The 14937-nt window shown below is 42.0% G+C and carries 22 protein-coding genes and 1 rRNA gene; 21 read left to right on the top strand and 2 right to left on the bottom strand.

Annotation, left to right across the window (positions count from 1 at the left end):
• Positions 1–42: 42 nt before the first annotated feature.
• From EV207_RS15710 to EV207_RS15795, 18 genes are all read left to right on the top strand, one after another.
• Positions 43–696 (top strand): adenylate kinase, encoded by a 654-nt coding sequence (locus EV207_RS15710; RefSeq protein WP_132747109.1) that lies wholly within the window; start codon positions 43–45, stop codon positions 694–696.
• Positions 693–1439 carry a type I methionyl aminopeptidase gene (gene map / locus EV207_RS15715; RefSeq protein ID WP_132747110.1) on the top strand — a complete coding sequence of 249 codons (747 nt, stop codon included), beginning with the start codon at positions 693–695 and terminating at the stop codon, positions 1437–1439. Before EV207_RS15710 ends, map begins: the two co-directional genes overlap by 4 nt.
• 20 nt (positions 1440–1459) lie before the next feature.
• Positions 1460–1780 (top strand): KOW domain-containing RNA-binding protein, encoded by a 321-nt coding sequence (locus tag EV207_RS15720; protein WP_132747111.1) that lies wholly within the window; start codon positions 1460–1462, stop codon positions 1778–1780.
• Positions 1773–1991: a translation initiation factor IF-1 gene (gene infA / locus EV207_RS15725; protein ID WP_132747132.1), complete on the top strand. Its 219-nt coding sequence runs from the start codon at positions 1773–1775 to the stop codon at positions 1989–1991. Before EV207_RS15720 ends, infA begins: the two co-directional genes overlap by 8 nt.
• Positions 1992–2019: 28 nt before the next feature.
• Positions 2020–2133, top strand: coding sequence for a 50S ribosomal protein L36 (gene rpmJ / locus EV207_RS15730; protein ID WP_003322638.1), 114 nt, complete (start codon positions 2020–2022; stop codon positions 2131–2133).
• A gap of 23 nt (positions 2134–2156) precedes the next feature.
• Positions 2157–2522: a 30S ribosomal protein S13 gene (gene rpsM / locus EV207_RS15735; protein ID WP_132747112.1), complete on the top strand. Its 366-nt coding sequence runs from the start codon at positions 2157–2159 to the stop codon at positions 2520–2522.
• Positions 2523–2543: 21 nt separating this feature from the next.
• Positions 2544–2939: a 30S ribosomal protein S11 gene (rpsK, locus tag EV207_RS15740; RefSeq protein WP_132747113.1), complete on the top strand. Its 396-nt coding sequence runs from the start codon at positions 2544–2546 to the stop codon at positions 2937–2939.
• A 209-nt stretch (positions 2940–3148) separates the two neighbouring features.
• Positions 3149–4093, top strand: coding sequence for a DNA-directed RNA polymerase subunit alpha (locus EV207_RS15745; RefSeq protein WP_132747114.1), 945 nt, complete (start codon positions 3149–3151; stop codon positions 4091–4093).
• Positions 4094–4182: 89 nt separating this feature from the next.
• Positions 4183–4545, top strand: coding sequence for a 50S ribosomal protein L17 (gene rplQ / locus EV207_RS15750; RefSeq protein ID WP_132747115.1), 363 nt, complete (start codon positions 4183–4185; stop codon positions 4543–4545).
• Positions 4546–4696: 151 nt separating this feature from the next.
• The gene (locus EV207_RS15755) at positions 4697–5536 is read left to right on the top strand and encodes an energy-coupling factor ABC transporter ATP-binding protein (RefSeq protein WP_132747116.1); all 840 of its coding nucleotides are present in this window, start codon (positions 4697–4699) and stop codon (positions 5534–5536) included.
• Positions 5512–6393, top strand: a complete 882-nt coding sequence (locus EV207_RS15760; RefSeq protein ID WP_132747117.1) for an energy-coupling factor ABC transporter ATP-binding protein — start codon at positions 5512–5514, stop codon at positions 6391–6393. Before EV207_RS15755 ends, EV207_RS15760 begins: the two co-directional genes overlap by 25 nt.
• Positions 6386–7180, top strand: a complete 795-nt coding sequence (locus EV207_RS15765; protein WP_132747118.1) for an energy-coupling factor transporter transmembrane component T family protein — start codon at positions 6386–6388, stop codon at positions 7178–7180. Before EV207_RS15760 ends, EV207_RS15765 begins: the two co-directional genes overlap by 8 nt.
• A 12-nt stretch (positions 7181–7192) precedes the next feature.
• A complete protein-coding gene (gene truA, locus EV207_RS15770; protein ID WP_132747119.1) occupies positions 7193–7930 on the top strand; it encodes a tRNA pseudouridine(38-40) synthase TruA in 738 nt (245 codons plus the stop codon).
• Between the two features lie 156 nt (positions 7931–8086).
• Complete coding sequence (gene rplM, locus EV207_RS15775; protein ID WP_132747120.1) at positions 8087–8524, top strand: 50S ribosomal protein L13; 438 nt, start codon at positions 8087–8089, stop codon at positions 8522–8524.
• A 20-nt stretch (positions 8525–8544) separates the two neighbouring features.
• Positions 8545–8937: a 30S ribosomal protein S9 gene (gene rpsI, locus EV207_RS15780; RefSeq protein WP_132747121.1), complete on the top strand. Its 393-nt coding sequence runs from the start codon at positions 8545–8547 to the stop codon at positions 8935–8937.
• A 135-nt stretch (positions 8938–9072) separates the two neighbouring features.
• Positions 9073–9510, top strand: a complete 438-nt coding sequence (locus tag EV207_RS15785) for a DUF2521 family protein (protein WP_165886969.1) — start codon at positions 9073–9075, stop codon at positions 9508–9510.
• A gap of 104 nt (positions 9511–9614) precedes the next feature.
• A complete protein-coding gene (cwlD, locus tag EV207_RS15790) occupies positions 9615–10331 on the top strand; it encodes an N-acetylmuramoyl-L-alanine amidase CwlD (RefSeq protein WP_132747123.1) in 717 nt (238 codons plus the stop codon).
• Between the two features lie 142 nt (positions 10332–10473).
• Positions 10474–11514, top strand: coding sequence for an Mrp/NBP35 family ATP-binding protein (locus tag EV207_RS15795; protein WP_132747124.1), 1041 nt, complete (start codon positions 10474–10476; stop codon positions 11512–11514).
• Positions 11515–11634: 120 nt separating this feature from the next.
• On the opposite strand, the gene gerD is transcribed toward EV207_RS15795, so the two are convergent.
• Complete coding sequence (gerD, locus tag EV207_RS15800) at positions 11635–12228, bottom strand: spore germination lipoprotein GerD (protein WP_132747125.1); 594 nt, start codon at positions 12226–12228, stop codon at positions 11635–11637.
• Positions 12229–12379: 151 nt separating this feature from the next.
• On the opposite strand from gerD, the gene EV207_RS15805 reads away from it, so the two are divergent.
• Positions 12380–12979, top strand: a complete 600-nt coding sequence (locus EV207_RS15805; protein ID WP_132747126.1) for a KinB-signaling pathway activation protein — start codon at positions 12380–12382, stop codon at positions 12977–12979.
• 51 nt (positions 12980–13030) lie between these two features.
• Here EV207_RS15805 and pdaB read toward each other — a convergent pair whose 3' ends face one another.
• Positions 13031–13789, bottom strand: a complete 759-nt coding sequence (pdaB, locus tag EV207_RS15810; RefSeq protein ID WP_132747127.1) for a polysaccharide deacetylase family sporulation protein PdaB — start codon at positions 13787–13789, stop codon at positions 13031–13033.
• 153 nt (positions 13790–13942) lie between these two features.
• Here pdaB and EV207_RS15815 point away from each other — a divergent pair, with 153 nt between their 5' ends.
• Entirely contained in the window at positions 13943–14173 is a 231-nt protein-coding gene (locus EV207_RS15815; protein ID WP_132747128.1) for a hypothetical protein, read from the top strand.
• 671 nt (positions 14174–14844) lie between these two features.
• Positions 14845–14937 (top strand): 16S ribosomal RNA (locus EV207_RS15820); the annotation flags it as partial.

Raw genomic sequence — 14937 nt, forward strand, 5'->3', positions numbered from 1 at the left:
AGCCCGTTCTAGGGCAGAATGAAACGAGTTTGGAGTGGTAGAATGAACCTGATATTTATGGGACTACCCGGTGCCGGCAAAGGCACCCAAGCAGAACGGATTGTTGAAAAGTATGGTTTGCCTCACATTTCAACAGGAGATATGTTTCGCGCTGCAATTAAAGAAGGCACAGACTTGGGAAATGAAGCCAAGTCTTATATGGATGAAGGGAACCTTGTTCCTGATGAAGTTACGATAGGTATCGTTCGTGAACGTTTAGGAAAAGATGATTGCGACAATGGCTTTCTTTTAGATGGCTTTCCTAGAACTGTCGCCCAGGCAGAAGCATTGGAGCATATAATGTCCGATAGTAATCGACGTATTGATGCTGTTCTATACATCGATGTAGATCAGGCTAAGTTGATGAGACGTTTGACAGGGCGCCGGATTTGCTCAAATTGTGGAGCGACTTATCACACAGAATTTAATCCGCCAAAGCAGGAAGGCATTTGCGATAAATGCGGCGGTGAATTAAAACAGCGTGATGATGACCGTGAGGAAACAGTAAGGGCGCGCTTGGAAGTGAACGTCAAGCAACAACAACCGCTCCTTAAGTTTTATGAGGAAAAAGGTTATTTGCGCACGATCGATGGAAATCAAGATATCGATGTTGTCTTTGCATCAGTTGATACTATTCTTGGAAGTTTGAATAAGTGATTATCCGTAAAACACCATTAGAACTCGATGTTATGAGAACGGCTGGAAAAATTGTAGCTTTAACTCATCGGGAACTAAAGAAAGTGATTGCACCGGGTATTACAACAAAAGAACTCGACATCAAAGCAGAACGGTTTATCCGAAGCTGCAAGGCTGTTCCATCTTTTAAAGGGTATAATGGTTTTACCGGAAGTATTTGCACATCTGTGAACAACGAACTTGTGCATGGCATTCCAGGTTCGCGTGTTTTGCAGGAGGGTGACATCATTAGTATTGATATAGGCGCAGAATACGAGGGTTACCATGGAGATTCAGCGTGGACTTATCCAGTTGGCCGGATTTCTGATGACACCGAACGGCTCCTGGAAGTTACAGAGGCATCGTTATATGAAGGTATTAAGGAAGCAAAGCCAAATGCCAGACTCACAAATATTTCCCATGCCGTACAAAAGTATGTAGAGTCTGAGGGATTCTCTGTCGTTCGTGAGTTTGTCGGGCACGGTGTTGGGCGGGATTTGCATGAAGATCCTGAGGTCCCGCATTACGGGCGTCCAGGTCACGGCCCCCGATTGCTGCCTGGAATGGTTCTTGCTGTTGAACCTATGGTTAACGCAGGACGCCGTTACGTTAAAGTCTTGGAAGACGACTGGACTGTCGTAACTCAAGACGGCAGATGGTGTGCACACTTTGAACACACGATTGCTATTACGGATAACGGCTATGAAATCTTGACAAAGGCTTAAGTGAAGGTGATGATTGATTGGTGAGTGAATCAGATTCTATCCCCATACCCGGACAGATTGTTCGTGTATTAAAGGGCAGGGATGCCGGCAATTATTGTGTTGTTGTGAAAGTCCTAAACAGTCGTTTTGTTGAAATTGCGGATGGTGATAAGCGTAAGTTTGATAATGCCAAACGGAAGAATATCAACCATTTGGAACTGCAACAATATGTATCGGCTGAAGTAAAGAACAGCATTCATGAAACCGGGCGTGTCACCAATGGGAAATTACGTTTTGCATTAATAAAGTTTACGAACGAAAAAGTCAGTGACCTGAGGAAGGATGAGTCAGTCGATGGCTAAGGAAGATGTCATTGAGGTGGAAGGCACTGTTATAGAACCGCTGCCGAATGCAATGTTCCGCGTCGAACTAGAGAACGGTCATAAAATACTAGCTCACGTATCTGGGAAGATTCGCATGCACTACATTAGAATTTTACCTGGAGACAAAGTTACGGTAGAATTATCGCCGTACGATTTATCTCGCGGACGGATTACTTTTAGACATAAGTAAGCAGCCCGCGTTATAAGGAGGGTTCACAATGAAAGTCAGACCATCAGTAAAACCCATTTGTGAAAAATGTAAAGTGATTCGTCGTAAAGGAACCGTAATGGTTATTTGCGAAAATCCTAAGCATAAACAAAAACAAGGTTAAAAAACAGGGAGGTGTTATAATCTATGGCACGTATCGCAGGTGTCGATGTACCAAGAGAGAAACGCATCGTGATCTCTTTAACATATATCTATGGTATTGGCAAAACTACAGCACAAAAGATCCTGGCTGATGCTAATGTATCCGAGGAAACACGCGTACGCGATCTTACCGAAGAAGAACTTAACCGTATCCGTGAAGTTATTGACAGCTACAAAGTTGAAGGTGACCTTCGCCGTGAAGTTTCACTTAACGTTAAGCGTCTTATCGAAATCGGATCTTACAGAGGCATTCGTCATCGTCGGGGCTTACCTGTACGGGGACAAAATACGAAAAACAACTCTCGTACGCGTAAAGGACCGCGTCGTACGATCGCTAATAAGAAAAAATAAGAAAAGGAGGTCATGTGAACGATGGCTAAACGTAAAGACAACCGCAGCCGCAAACGTCGTGTGAAAAAACACATAGAAAGTGGCATTGCGCATATTCGTTCAACTTTTAACAACACCATTGTAACGATTACGGACCCGCACGGAAATGCTGTGTCTTGGGCGAGTGCAGGTGGCTTAGGCTTCAAAGGCTCTCGTAAATCAACTCCTTTTGCTGCCCAAACAGCTGCGGAAACTGCAGGTAAAGCAGCAATGGAAAATGGTATGAAGACAATCGAAGTTTCCGTTAAAGGACCAGGTGCAGGACGTGAAGCTGCTATTCGTGCACTTCAAGCTGTTGGATTGGAAGTCACTGCAATTCGTGATGTGACACCAGTTCCTCATAACGGCTGCCGCCCGCCAAAACGTCGTCGCGTCTAAGTTACACGTATATCTTTTCAAGATTTGTTTATAATGGTTACTATTCATAAATATGGACGAGACAGCTTTTTATGAAACCTTGCAATTGGCGACCTGCCAAAGGCTAGTGTATTAAAGCTTACACCGTATGCCCTATGGGAATTGTACGGGAAATTTCGGTTAGAACTTTCTAACCGAAGTTTCGACGTTTTGAAGGAGGGTTTTGTTGGATGATTGAAATCGAAAAGCCAAAAATCGAAACGGTTGAAGCCAGCGGCGATGCATCATATGGAAAATTTGTCGTTGAACCGCTTGAACGTGGGTATGGGACCACTCTAGGGAATTCCCTGCGTCGGATATTGCTTTCTTCCCTCCCAGGCGCTGCTGTAACGACTGTTCAGTTTGACACGGTCCTGCATGAGTTCTCTACCATTGAAGGCGTAGTAGAAGACGTGACAGCGATCATCCTTAACATTAAAAAGCTCGCTATGAAGCTTTATTCTGAAGAGGAAAAGACGCTGGAAATTGATGTTCAAAAGGAAGGGAAAGTCACGGCTGCTGACATTATTCATGACAGCGATGTTGAAATTCTAAATCCGGAACTCGAAATTGCTACGCTCTCCGCTAACAGCCGTTTTCATTTGAGAATGGTTGCAAAGAGGGGCCGGGGATATGTTCCAGCTGAAGGTAATAATAACGATGATTTACCAATTGGTGTCATCCCTATTGATTCCATTTATACGCCGGTTTCCCGGGTTAACTATCAGGTTGAGAACACACGCGTCGGTCAAGTAACAAACTACGACAAATTAACCCTCGATGTATGGACTGACGGCAGCATTCGGCCTGAAGAAGCCGTTTCACTTGGCGCCAAGATTTTAAATGAGCATCTTAACATTTTTGTCGGTTTAACAGACCAGGCGCAGAACGCTGAAATTATGGTTGAAAAAGAAGAAGATCAAAAGGAAAAAGTGCTTGAAATGACAATTGAAGAGCTTGACCTATCGGTGCGTTCTTACAATTGCCTTAAGCGTGCAGGCATTAATACTGTGCAAGAACTTACCCAAAAGTCCGAAGAGGATATGATGAAGGTCAGAAATCTTGGCCGCAAGTCATTGGAAGAAGTTCAAGAGAAATTAGCTGAATTAGGCTTAGGTTTACGTATAGAAGAATAGTTGACAAACAGGTCATTCACTTTCTTTTTTGCGCAAAAAAGAAATCGAGATGGTTGAAGTATGTATTTTGTAAAGGAGGGTATGTGTTCATGGCATACGCAAAATTAGGGCGTGACTCTAGTGCACGCAAAGCTTTATTTCGCGATTTGGCTACTGATCTTATCATCAATGAGCGAATCGAAACAACACATTCAAAAGCTAAAGAGCTTCGTTCAATAGTAGAAAAGCTAGTAACCCTTGGCAAGCGCGGTGATCTCCATGCAAGACGCCAAGCGGCAGCATTTGTTCGCAATGAAATTGCTGATGAAGAAACAGGCAAAAAAGCGGTACAAAAGCTTTTTGAAGATATTGCAAAGCGTTACGATGAGCGTCAAGGCGGATACACACGTGTATTAAAATTAGGACCACGCCGCGGCGACAACGCTGAGATGGCAATTATTGAATTTGTATAATCAGCAATTGAAGGGCAGAGCCGGCTCATCATGAACCTGCTTCTTTGCCCTTTTTTTGTATTTTATTTATAGTCTTTGACAATGGGATGATATACATTCATCAAAAAAGAGCAGAGAATAGTGGAGCAGGGCTTGGGAGGTATTAGCAAGCATGGGGAAAATCATTGAAGTGAATGATCTTTGCTTTAGATATTATGAACACGATCCTTGGACGATTGACAGTGTTAGCCTATTTGTTAATGAAGGCGAGTGGCTTTCCATAATTGGTCATAATGGCTCTGGAAAATCAACTCTGGCAAAGTGTCTTAACGGTCTGCTGCTGCCTGAAGAGGGGTCCGTTAAGATCGGCGGACTTGATACACGAGATGAGTTAGCAATTTGGGACATTCGCCGCCAAGTCGGTATGGTATTTCAAAACCCGGATAATCAGTTTGTCGGGACAACGGTGAAGGATGACGTGGCGTTTGGTATGGAAAACCACGGAATTCCTCGTAATGATATGATCGTTCGTTTGGATGAGGCATTGAAACTGGTTCAAATGGAAGAGTATGCCGCCGAGGAACCGCATCGATTATCAGGCGGGCAAAAACAGAGGGTAGCTATTGCAGGAATTATTGCTCTATCTCCCTCAATTATCATTTTGGACGAAGCCACATCGATGCTTGATCCACAAGGGCGTCAGGAAATTATTGAAACGATGCGTTATTTGAACAAAGAAAATAATATTACTGTGCTCTCCATTACTCATGACTTGGAAGAGGCGATTTATTCTGATCGGATGATTGTTATGAATCAGGGCAAGGTTCTTCGCGAAGGGCTTCCTAGTGAGATTTTTAAAGAAGCCAAGATGCTGGAGGATATAGGGCTGGATTTGCCTTTTACGGTAAAAATGAGACAGGCTTTGAGCAAACTGGGTGTCCCTCTGTCGGAAAATGCCTTGCTGCAGGAAGAATTGGTGGAAGAATTATGGACATTACAATCAAAAATTTAACGCATCTTTACCATCCAAATACTCCGTTTGAACGAATAGCTTTAAGAGATATAAACCTTCAAATCAAATCTGGGAGCTTCGTATCTGTCATTGGTCATACCGGATCGGGAAAGTCGACACTTGTACAGCATATCAATGGCCTGTTAAAGCCCTCAAGGGGCGAGATAACAGTCGGTGATGTGACGATTAAGGCGAGGGAGAAAGCACCGCGATTGAAAGATCTAAGAAAGCGGGTTGGTCTCGTCTTTCAATATCCTGAACATCAGCTTTTTGAAGAGACAGTGGAAAAGGATCTGTGCTTCGGTCCCATGAATTTCGGTCTTCCTCTTGAGGAGGCTAAGGCAAAAGCACACCAGGCGTTAAAACTTGTTGGTTTACCCCAAGACTTTTTGCAGCGGTCACCATTCGATTTAAGCGGAGGCCAAATGAGGCGTGTCGCGATCGCCGGCGTTTTAGCGGTGGAACCGGAAGTTATTATCCTTGACGAACCGACTGCGGGACTCGACCCGATGGGCAGGAGAGACATTTTATCGCTTTTTGAAAGACTTCACGAAGAAAAGGCAGTGACGACCATTATGGTCACCCACAGCATGGATGATGCGGCTTATTACTCCGATAAGGTCTTAGTTATGGACAGAGGGCAGGTCGTAATGATGGATAAGCCTGAACATGTCTTTTCGGACAGTAAGCAATTGAAGCAATTGGGCCTAGACATCCCTGTTACGATGAACTTTTTAGCTAAGCTTAACAAAAAGGTTCATGGGCAGTCTGTTAGACCGGTGTTTTCTATTGAGGAAACAGCGGATGCTGCCATCAAGATGTTAAGACAGGGAAGGGGAGAGACTGGTCATGTTTAATATCATTATCGGCCAATATGTTCCCGGACAATCTGTTATCCACCGTCTCGACCCGCGTGCGAAGCTTTTAGCAGTTTTTCTTTTTGTTATTATTATTTTTTTAGCAAATAACTGGGTGACTTATGCACTCGCTATTATTTTTACACTGTTAGGTGTTTTTCTTTCTAAAGTGCCAGTCCGTTTTATTTATAGGGGCCTTAAACCAATCATTATTATCATTATTTTCACCTTTATTCTAAATGTGCTGTTTACAAAAGAAGGCGAGTTACTCGTTAGTTATGGATGGTTTCATATATATGAAGGCGGTTTGATACAAGCTGTTTTCATTTCAATGCGTCTTCTGGTTATTATTGTTGCGACGACGCTTTTGACATTAACAACCTCCCCAATTGATATTACGGATGGTCTAGAAATTTTATTAGGTCCTTTAAAGAAAATTAAATTACCAGTTCATGAGTTTGCACTTATGATGTCAATCGCTTTAAGATTTATACCGACGCTGTTAGAAGAGACTGAAAAGGTTATGAAGGCTCAATCAGCAAGAGGGTCCGACTTTACCAGCGGATCATTGAAAAGCCGTGTGAAGGCCATCATTCCGTTATTAGTCCCTTTGTTTGTCGGTGCTTTTAAGAGGGCTGAGGAGCTGGCAATGGCGATGGAAGCAAGGGGTTATCGCGGTGATGTGGGGAGAACAAGGCTGAGGCAGCTGATTTGGTCCCTGTCTGACACATTTTTAATGCTCGTCACATTGTTTTTGACGGCTGCTTTGTTTATTTTAAGAGGCTAGGGGAGAACGATTATGCCAAAGTTCAAGTGCACAGTGGCCTATGACGGAACCTATTTTTCCGGTTATCAAGTTCAACCGGACAAGCGGACTGTGCAAAGGGAAATTGAGGCTGCTCTAACCCGGATGCATAAAGGGGAAGAGATAAGAATTATTGCTTCAGGCAGGACCGATGCAGGCGTCCACGCAAGAGCACAGGTTTTCCATTTTGAATCATCACTTAATATACCGCCTCAGAATTGGTGCAGAGCATTAAATACGCTTTTGCCGGATGATATCAACATCACTCGGGTTGAACATGTTCATGATACATTTCACGCTCGTTTTAATGTCAAAAAAAAGGTTTATCGTTATCGGATTTTGAATTCAGATAGAAGAGATATGTTTCGCCGCCTTTATACGTATTATCTTTCCGCCCCGCTGGATATTAAAAAGATGAAAGCGGCCTGTCCTTATTTTGAAGGAACGCATGACTTCACATCGTTCTGTGCTTCAAATACCTCTGTGGTCGATAAGGTCAGGACGATTTATAAGCTGGATATTTCCCCTGACCACGATGAATTGATCATCCAGGTGGCTGGCAGCGGTTTTCTTTATCAGATGGTGAGAATTATGACCGGTGCCCTTATCGATGTGGGTGCGGGAAAAATTAAGCCTGAAGAAATTGAGCAAATCCTATCAAAGAAAGATAGAAGGCTGGCCCCAAAAACAGCACCTGCCCACGGACTGACAATGTGGCAAGTGGTTTATTAGATAGCTGAAATAGTCATTCTTATCTTGACAAAAGGGCCAAGGTGTTATATTATATGATTTGGCATTTCTAAATTAGACCACTACTAGCCCCGAATGTTTGGTCAAAAATAGATGAAATGAAATTAATGGAAACATATGAAATGAGGAGGGAACATCATGCGTACAACATTTATGGCAAACGCGCAAAATATTGAGCGCAAATGGTACGTCATTGATGCGGAAGGTCAGACACTCGGCCGTCTTGCTAGTGAAGTTGCATCAATGCTTCGCGGTAAGCATAAGCCGACTTATACACCGCATGTTGACACTGGTGATCACGTTATTCTTATCAACGCAAACAAAATTCATTTAACAGGCAATAAGCTTACTGATAAAAAGTATTACAGACATACAGGACATCCAGGTGGTCTAAAGGAACGTACGGCTTACGAAATGCGTGAAACACGCTCTCGTGAAATGTTAGAAAGAACAATCAAAGGCATGCTTCCTCACAACAGCCTTGGACGCCAAATGGCTAAGAAGCTGCATGTCTATGAAGGTAACGAACATCCACATCAAGCACAAAGCCCTGAAGTTTACGAGCTTCGCGGCTAATCGATAAGGAGGGACTCGAATTGGCACAAGTACAATATTACGGCACTGGTCGCCGTAAACATTCTGTTGCCCGTGTACGTCTCGTACCCGGTGAAGGCAAAATTGTTGTTAACGGACGCACAATAGATGAATACTTCAATCTCGAAACACTTCGAGCTATTATTAAGCAGCCTCTCGTTGAAACTGAAACAGAAGGCAAATATGATGTTCTTGTAAATGTACAAGGCGGAGGTTTTACCGGCCAAGCTGGTGCGGTACGCCACGGTGTTGCCCGTGCACTTCTTCAAGCTGATCCTGAATACCGTGGATCTCTTAAGCGCGCTGGTTTTCTAACTCGTGACCCACGTATGAAAGAACGTAAAAAATACGGTCTTAAAGGCGCTCGTCGTGCACCTCAGTTCTCAAAGCGTTAATTTTATATTTTCAATCAACCCCGGCTATCGAAGCCGGGGTTTTTTGGTGCCAGGCACTGCGGTGCCAGGCACCAAAAATAACCAGCATTTTAAGTCTCTGATTGTCAGATGCTAATGACGAAAGGAGGCGCTGACATGGCTACTGTTATGAATTTCCACGAGAAATACCGCCATAAACAGCTTGATTTTGAACGAAAAGCCCTTCAGGAATTATCCATACAAAAAATAGAGACAGCAATAAACAATGTATTTGAAGATTTTATTAAACCGGTGGCAGCATATTGGCAGACGATTTCTGACATGTGTCTCGACTATGCTATTGAGTCCTTTTTGCTTGGGGCATCATACGGGCGTTTCGGTTACTATGGTGAGCCGGTTGAACGAGTTTACAGCCGAAGCCAGAGCCGTTTTAAAACATTACTGGATGATTTTTATGACTTTTGGCTTTTCTGGTATTACGTTGATAATATGGCTAATGAATCAATTTATCTGGCCTGTGAAGCTTACTTATACCATTGGTGGAAGGAAGGTTTTGAATCAGCTGTACGTCGTTATAGGATGCGTCTGCATTAATAACAATTGAGTATCCTTTAAACTTTTCTCTTTCGCATAAACTTACTCTTTGTCCCATATAAATGTAACGTAAAACATGCATTGTTTCGGGCGGAGGAGAAGAGATGAGGAGAAAATGGGTTAGAAACGGCATCATTATAATCGGGGTAATATTATTAATTGCCATTTTAAATTACGAAATTGTAAATCGAAACTCTTGGTCACAGTGGAATCTGCCTTTATCCGGGAGGGTTATTGTCATTGACCCTGGTCATGGCGGTCCGGATGGCGGGGCTGAAGGAGGGAAAACAAAAGAAAAGGATATTGCACTGAAAATTTCCAAGGACCTAAGGGATTATTTGCAGGAATCGGGTGCCCTCGTGTTAATGACGAGGGAGACGGATAGAGACTTGGCTGACAAAGATAAAGGAGGGTTAAGCGCCAGAAAAACTCAGGATTTGAAACGGCGGGCAAAATTCATTGATGATGCTGATCCAGATTGCGTCATAAGTTTGCACCTTAACGCAATACCATCCCCAAGATGGCGTGGAGCGCAAACATTTTATCATCCAAAGTCAAAAGAAAATAAAGTTCTAGCTAAATTTATTCAAGACTCACTGCGTAACCAGATAAAAAATACAGATCGCTTTGCTAAGGCTATTGAACACGTTTACTTGTTGAAACGCTCTAAGGCCCCATCTTCACTGGTAGAGGTTGGCTTTCTCTCTAACCCGGACGAGCGGCAGCTATTAGAAACGAAGGATTATCAGAAGAAAATAGCCGTATCAATCTACAACGGTATTCTAAGGTATTTTACAAATGAAAAGGAACCTTCTTCTTAGGAAGAAATAGGTGCGTTAAGAACATATGTCTCTTTCGCACTTTTTTCTTGGCTAAAGCAGTAAAAGTTTTCTTTTTATGCTTTCATAAGCAAATTTGTTATACTAGCTATGTAATTGATTTCGAGAGAGGATGATTCTTTAGATGCTTACCAAGGATCAAGTCATGGAGGTCCTTAAAACTGTTAAGGACCCACATTTACATAAAAGCATTGAGGAAACAAATGGTGTCCGGGAAATGAAAATTACTGATTCCTTTGTGAGCCTCAAGGTTGCTCTTGCGAAAATTAACACGGCAGAGCAAATGAAGGTACAGCAGGAAATAGTCCACAAGCTTAAGGAAAAAGGGGCAGAATCAGTCGGATTACGATTCGAAGCCTTGTCTGAAGAAGACATTGCAGATCTCGGGGGGGTCCCTGAAGCTGGTCCATCTCTGTTGTCAAAAGAGAGCAAAACCGTTTTTATTGCCGTGGCAAGCGGGAAAGGCGGCGTTGGAAAATCGACTGTTTCTGTCAACTTGGCTGTTGCATTGCAAAGAATGGGCAAGAAGGTTGGCATACTTGATGCAGATATATATGGATTTAGTGTGCCTGATATGATGGGAATTGAAGACCGTCCTAAAGTGGAAGGCAAAACCATTATTCCTGTTGAACGCTTTGGCGTAAAGGTCATTTCAATGGGTTTCTTCGTTGAGGACAATTCGCCTGTTATTTGGCGCGGCCCAATGCTCGGCAAAATGCTGAATAATTTCTTTAGCGAGGTTGACTGGGGAGATTTAGATTATCTCATTCTTGATTTGCCTCCTGGTACGGGTGATGTGGCAATGGATATCCATACAATGCTTCCTCATTGTAAAGAAATCATTGTGACTACTCCGCATCCAACGGCAGCATTCGTTGCGGCACGAGCCGGAGCAATGGCGATAAAAACTGAGCATGATATTCTAGGCGTGATCGAAAATATGTCCTATTTTGAGAGTAAAAAGACGGGCGAAATTGAACATGTTTTCGGGCAAGGCGGCGGTGAAAAGTTAAGTGAGGTACTTGGCACGGAGCTGCTTGGTCAGATCCCGCTCGGACAACCCTATGAGCAATCCGGATTTTTCGCACCATCTGTATACTCTGAAGATCATCCTACGGGACAAAAATATTTAGACATTGCCAAAAAGGTCAGTGAAAAGCTTTAACTCAATAAAGAAAACTCGCCGATTGGCGAGCCTTTGGCGAAGACAGAGGCGCCGTTGCCCTTATGTGCGTCAGAAAGTTTATACTAACTCAAAAAGATCTCCCTTTTGACGGGAGATCTTTTATTGTCCTCCTTGCTGCTTTTGCTGTTGTTGCTGTCCGCCGCCTTTTTTCATTTCTTCTTTTACAGCTTTTTTTACCGCGTCTTCAAGCTGTGTGGCAAACAGTGGACTAGAAATTGTGTCCATAATCACCTTTTGCATTTGCTCTCTAAATGGTTTGGTTTTCATTAGGTCGAGATATTCTTTTTCCATTTTCGGGGCTTTAAAAATATCCATCATCATGGCTTGATACTCAGGATCTTTCATTAAGCTTTTTAGCATCTTTTCATTATTTTTTTGCATGACTTTGGCGACCTTATTTGAGAACTTTGGATCTGAAAATAACGATTCCAAGTATTTTTTTCCTTTATCTGATGTTAGTGCATCAGTAATGGTCTTTTTGACAAAATCGTTATTCAGCACGATTTGTTCCTTTACTTTTTCATCCTTCATTATATCTTGCACGGCCTTTTTGCCTTCGTCGGTTTTAAGCATATCAATGAACATCTTTTTCGTTTCCTGATAATCAGGCTGTCCGGATTGCTGCTGGCCAGAAGAACAGCCGCTTAGGAGTAAAATAAAACTAAAGATGATAAAAGGAATCGCCTTTTTCATGGCATATCACTCCTTTGTTATAACTTTAATATGTGATTTTCAATAGGTTTTATACGGCCGTTGCCTGCCTAAGGTTATTGGCTTTTTGGGCAGAGATTGGTAAAATCAATGGTGGTGCGGTATTTCATTTTGGGGTTTGGGGGTTTTAGCTGTGAGTATAAGAAAATGGGTGTCTTTATTTATTTCTACCCTGATTTTAGGAGGAGTTACAGCCCTTATTGCAGGTCTGATAGCGGAGTGGGATATATATACAAAGGATTTTGCAACCGGAGATTTGATTGATTTTTTCAAAAGTACAGTCTTATTATTCGGGACAGGCTGTTTATTTAGCGTTTTAAGCCAAATGGGCTTTTTTGCTTATTTAACATTCCACAGAATTTGCTTGGGTATGTTTGGATCACCGGATATCTGGGGTAAGGTTCAACTTGTTCTCATAGCATTTGTCTTTTTTGATCTAGTGTATTTCCGGCACCATGCTTTTGCATCGAAGGATGAGAGTATTCTTAATTATTTTTTTCTCCCCATTTTACTGTTAATCGTAAGTCTTGTTATTGCATTGTGGAAAAAGAGAGAAACAAATCGGTATGCTTTTATACCAACCATTTTCTTTATGTTTGTTGTTACGACGCTCGAATGGCTGCCGGTTTTAAAGCAGAACGATTTCCGCTGGCTTTGGATTATGGGTATTACTCTTGTTCTATGCAATGCTTACCAGGTATTGAAGCTTCATCGCATGTTAAAAAAATCATGAAAAAGAGTAAAGGATGGCGGCTTGGATCCCCGTCATCCTATTGGAATACGTTTATTTTATGATTTTCGAATTGACTTTGGCATCTGAAATGAGGCTTGATAAAGTCACAAAGGTGAAATCCTTGTGTTTAAGCTCTTCAATGATGAACGGCAAAGCTTTAAATGTCTGTTTGGCGGAATCTGACGCATGCATGCGGATAATATCGCCCTTGTCACTATGTTCAACAACATAGGAAGCAATGCTTTCTGATCCAGGGTTTTCTGCATCCTGAGGGTTAACGCTCCATAGAACAACCTGTTGATCCAATCGTGAAACAGTTTGCAAAACGTCTTTATTTATTTTTCCAAATGGGGGACGAAGCAGGTTTGGCTTCTTTCCGATTGCTTTTTTAATAGCTTGATTAGCTAACTGAATATCCTTTCTGATTTCGTTTGGTTCCATTCCTGTATATGATTGATGTCTGTATCCATGCGACGCGATTTCATGCCCGTCCTTTACTATCTTCTCGACTATATCTTTATGGCGCTCAGCCCATTCCCCCGATATAAAAAAAGTTGCTTTTACTTTTTCCCTTTTTAATGTTTTTAATATTGGTTCAACCTGAACATCACCCCAGCTTATATCAAATGTTAAGGACAGCTGATCTTGATCGGTTTTTACTTGAGAAAGAGCCTTTGGTCCTTTAGTTGTTGAGAAAACACTGACTTCCTGATTCTGAACAAATGCCACTAGTGCCGCAAAAAAGGCTGCTACGATTATAAATAGCGTTCGTTTTATTTTTCTTCCATTCAAGACCCATACAAAGCGCATTTGCCGCCACCCTCTTCAAGATGTTTGTACCATTTTATGGCCAACCTCGATGAGATATGCTATTATAACGACTTTTTGTTAATAAAAAAGTGCAGCTTCGGAAACAATTTTATTAGAGGCCCTACTTAAAAAGAATGGTAATGAGGTGTTGTGATGCTTGGAGCACTTTTCTTGGATAAGGAAGCTTGTGAGGTCGAATATTTAATAAAAAAGGAGCTCGAAGAATTAATATTCGAGTTAAATGATGAGCGCATTAATCACGTTGTAAAGCGGGCGATGGAAGAGCGTTACCAAATACTCTTCAAAATTCTGCTGCGTTTTACGACTCAAAGCGATTGTCTGCGGTATTTAAGAAACAAAAGAAATATGGGAAACAATAATTGATGGTTTAATTAGTAAGACAAAAAGAAATCGAGTTATTTCCTATACATTTATTTGAAGTCAAAAAAAAGAGTTGACGTTACAGGGAAAAGCGTATATTATAAATAGCGTTGCATTTCAAATCAACAAAACGGTCAGTAAAAAAAGTTATTGACTTAATGATTCTTTATTGCTATTATAAATAGCGTCGCTGTTAGCAGCGCCCTTAAAAATACAAACTAAAAAGTTGTTGACAAGTCAAACTTGTGTCTGTATAATAAATAAGGTCGCTTCAACAAAAACGACAAAAAACTTTCAAAAAAAGATGTTGACACAAACAATACAGCGTGATATAATAATTAAGTCGCTGTTAAAAACGACAACATCAAAAAAACGCTTCAACAGCAAGGCGGAAGCGAACTTCGGATTTTAGCTTCTTTGCACAACAACACTTTGATTTTGTTGGTGTTGTCACGCAAGTCGAAGTAAATCGAGAAGAGAATGCTCCTTGAAAACTAAACAAAAGCCAAGCGTGATTGAAAAGGGCAACCTTTTGAATTAAACAGCTAAGGATCATAACGATTGAATGACAAGTTGCTTAGCAACTTAACTTTAAGATGCCAGATAGCGGAACTTCGACTAAGAACGTGACGTCCTGTCACAACGTCGAAATTAGCGCGTCCTGCGCGTCATAACTTTTTGAGAGTTTGATCCTGGCTCAGGACGAACGCTGGCGGCGTGCCTAATACATGCAAGTCGAGCGCGGGAAGCAAGTTGATCCCTTCGGG

This window comes from Scopulibacillus darangshiensis (genome assembly GCF_004341035.1).
GTDB lineage: Bacteria > Bacillota > Bacilli > Bacillales > Sporolactobacillaceae > Scopulibacillus > Scopulibacillus darangshiensis.

Excerpts from the sequence above, each read along its gene's own strand:
- EV207_RS15815 (WP_132747128.1), top strand. The coding sequence starts at position 13,943 with ATGCTTGGAGCACTTTTCTTGGATAAGGAAGCTTGTGAGGTCGAATAT.
- gerD (WP_132747125.1), bottom strand. The coding sequence starts at position 12,228 with ATGAAAAAGGCGATTCCTTTTATCATCTTTAGTTTTATTTTACTCCTA.
- rpsK (WP_132747113.1), top strand. The coding sequence starts at position 2,544 with ATGGCTAAACGTAAAGACAACCGCAGCCGCAAACGTCGTGTGAAAAAA.
- EV207_RS15785 (WP_165886969.1), top strand. The coding sequence starts at position 9,073 with ATGGCTACTGTTATGAATTTCCACGAGAAATACCGCCATAAACAGCTT.
- rpsM (WP_132747112.1), top strand. The coding sequence starts at position 2,157 with ATGGCACGTATCGCAGGTGTCGATGTACCAAGAGAGAAACGCATCGTG.
- pdaB (WP_132747127.1), bottom strand. The coding sequence starts at position 13,789 with ATGCGCTTTGTATGGGTCTTGAATGGAAGAAAAATAAAACGAACGCTA.
- EV207_RS15795 (WP_132747124.1), top strand. The coding sequence starts at position 10,474 with ATGCTTACCAAGGATCAAGTCATGGAGGTCCTTAAAACTGTTAAGGAC.
- EV207_RS15765 (WP_132747118.1), top strand. The coding sequence starts at position 6,386 with ATGTTTAATATCATTATCGGCCAATATGTTCCCGGACAATCTGTTATC.
- rpmJ (WP_003322638.1), top strand. The coding sequence starts at position 2,020 with ATGAAAGTCAGACCATCAGTAAAACCCATTTGTGAAAAATGTAAAGTG.
- EV207_RS15745 (WP_132747114.1), top strand. The coding sequence starts at position 3,149 with ATGATTGAAATCGAAAAGCCAAAAATCGAAACGGTTGAAGCCAGCGGC.
- infA (WP_132747132.1), top strand. The coding sequence starts at position 1,773 with ATGGCTAAGGAAGATGTCATTGAGGTGGAAGGCACTGTTATAGAACCG.
- EV207_RS15755 (WP_132747116.1), top strand. The coding sequence starts at position 4,697 with ATGGGGAAAATCATTGAAGTGAATGATCTTTGCTTTAGATATTATGAA.
- rplM (WP_132747120.1), top strand. The coding sequence starts at position 8,087 with ATGCGTACAACATTTATGGCAAACGCGCAAAATATTGAGCGCAAATGG.
- EV207_RS15760 (WP_132747117.1), top strand. The coding sequence starts at position 5,512 with ATGGACATTACAATCAAAAATTTAACGCATCTTTACCATCCAAATACT.
- rplQ (WP_132747115.1), top strand. The coding sequence starts at position 4,183 with ATGGCATACGCAAAATTAGGGCGTGACTCTAGTGCACGCAAAGCTTTA.
- truA (WP_132747119.1), top strand. The coding sequence starts at position 7,193 with ATGCCAAAGTTCAAGTGCACAGTGGCCTATGACGGAACCTATTTTTCC.
- cwlD (WP_132747123.1), top strand. The coding sequence starts at position 9,615 with ATGAGGAGAAAATGGGTTAGAAACGGCATCATTATAATCGGGGTAATA.
- EV207_RS15710 (WP_132747109.1), top strand. The coding sequence starts at position 43 with ATGAACCTGATATTTATGGGACTACCCGGTGCCGGCAAAGGCACCCAA.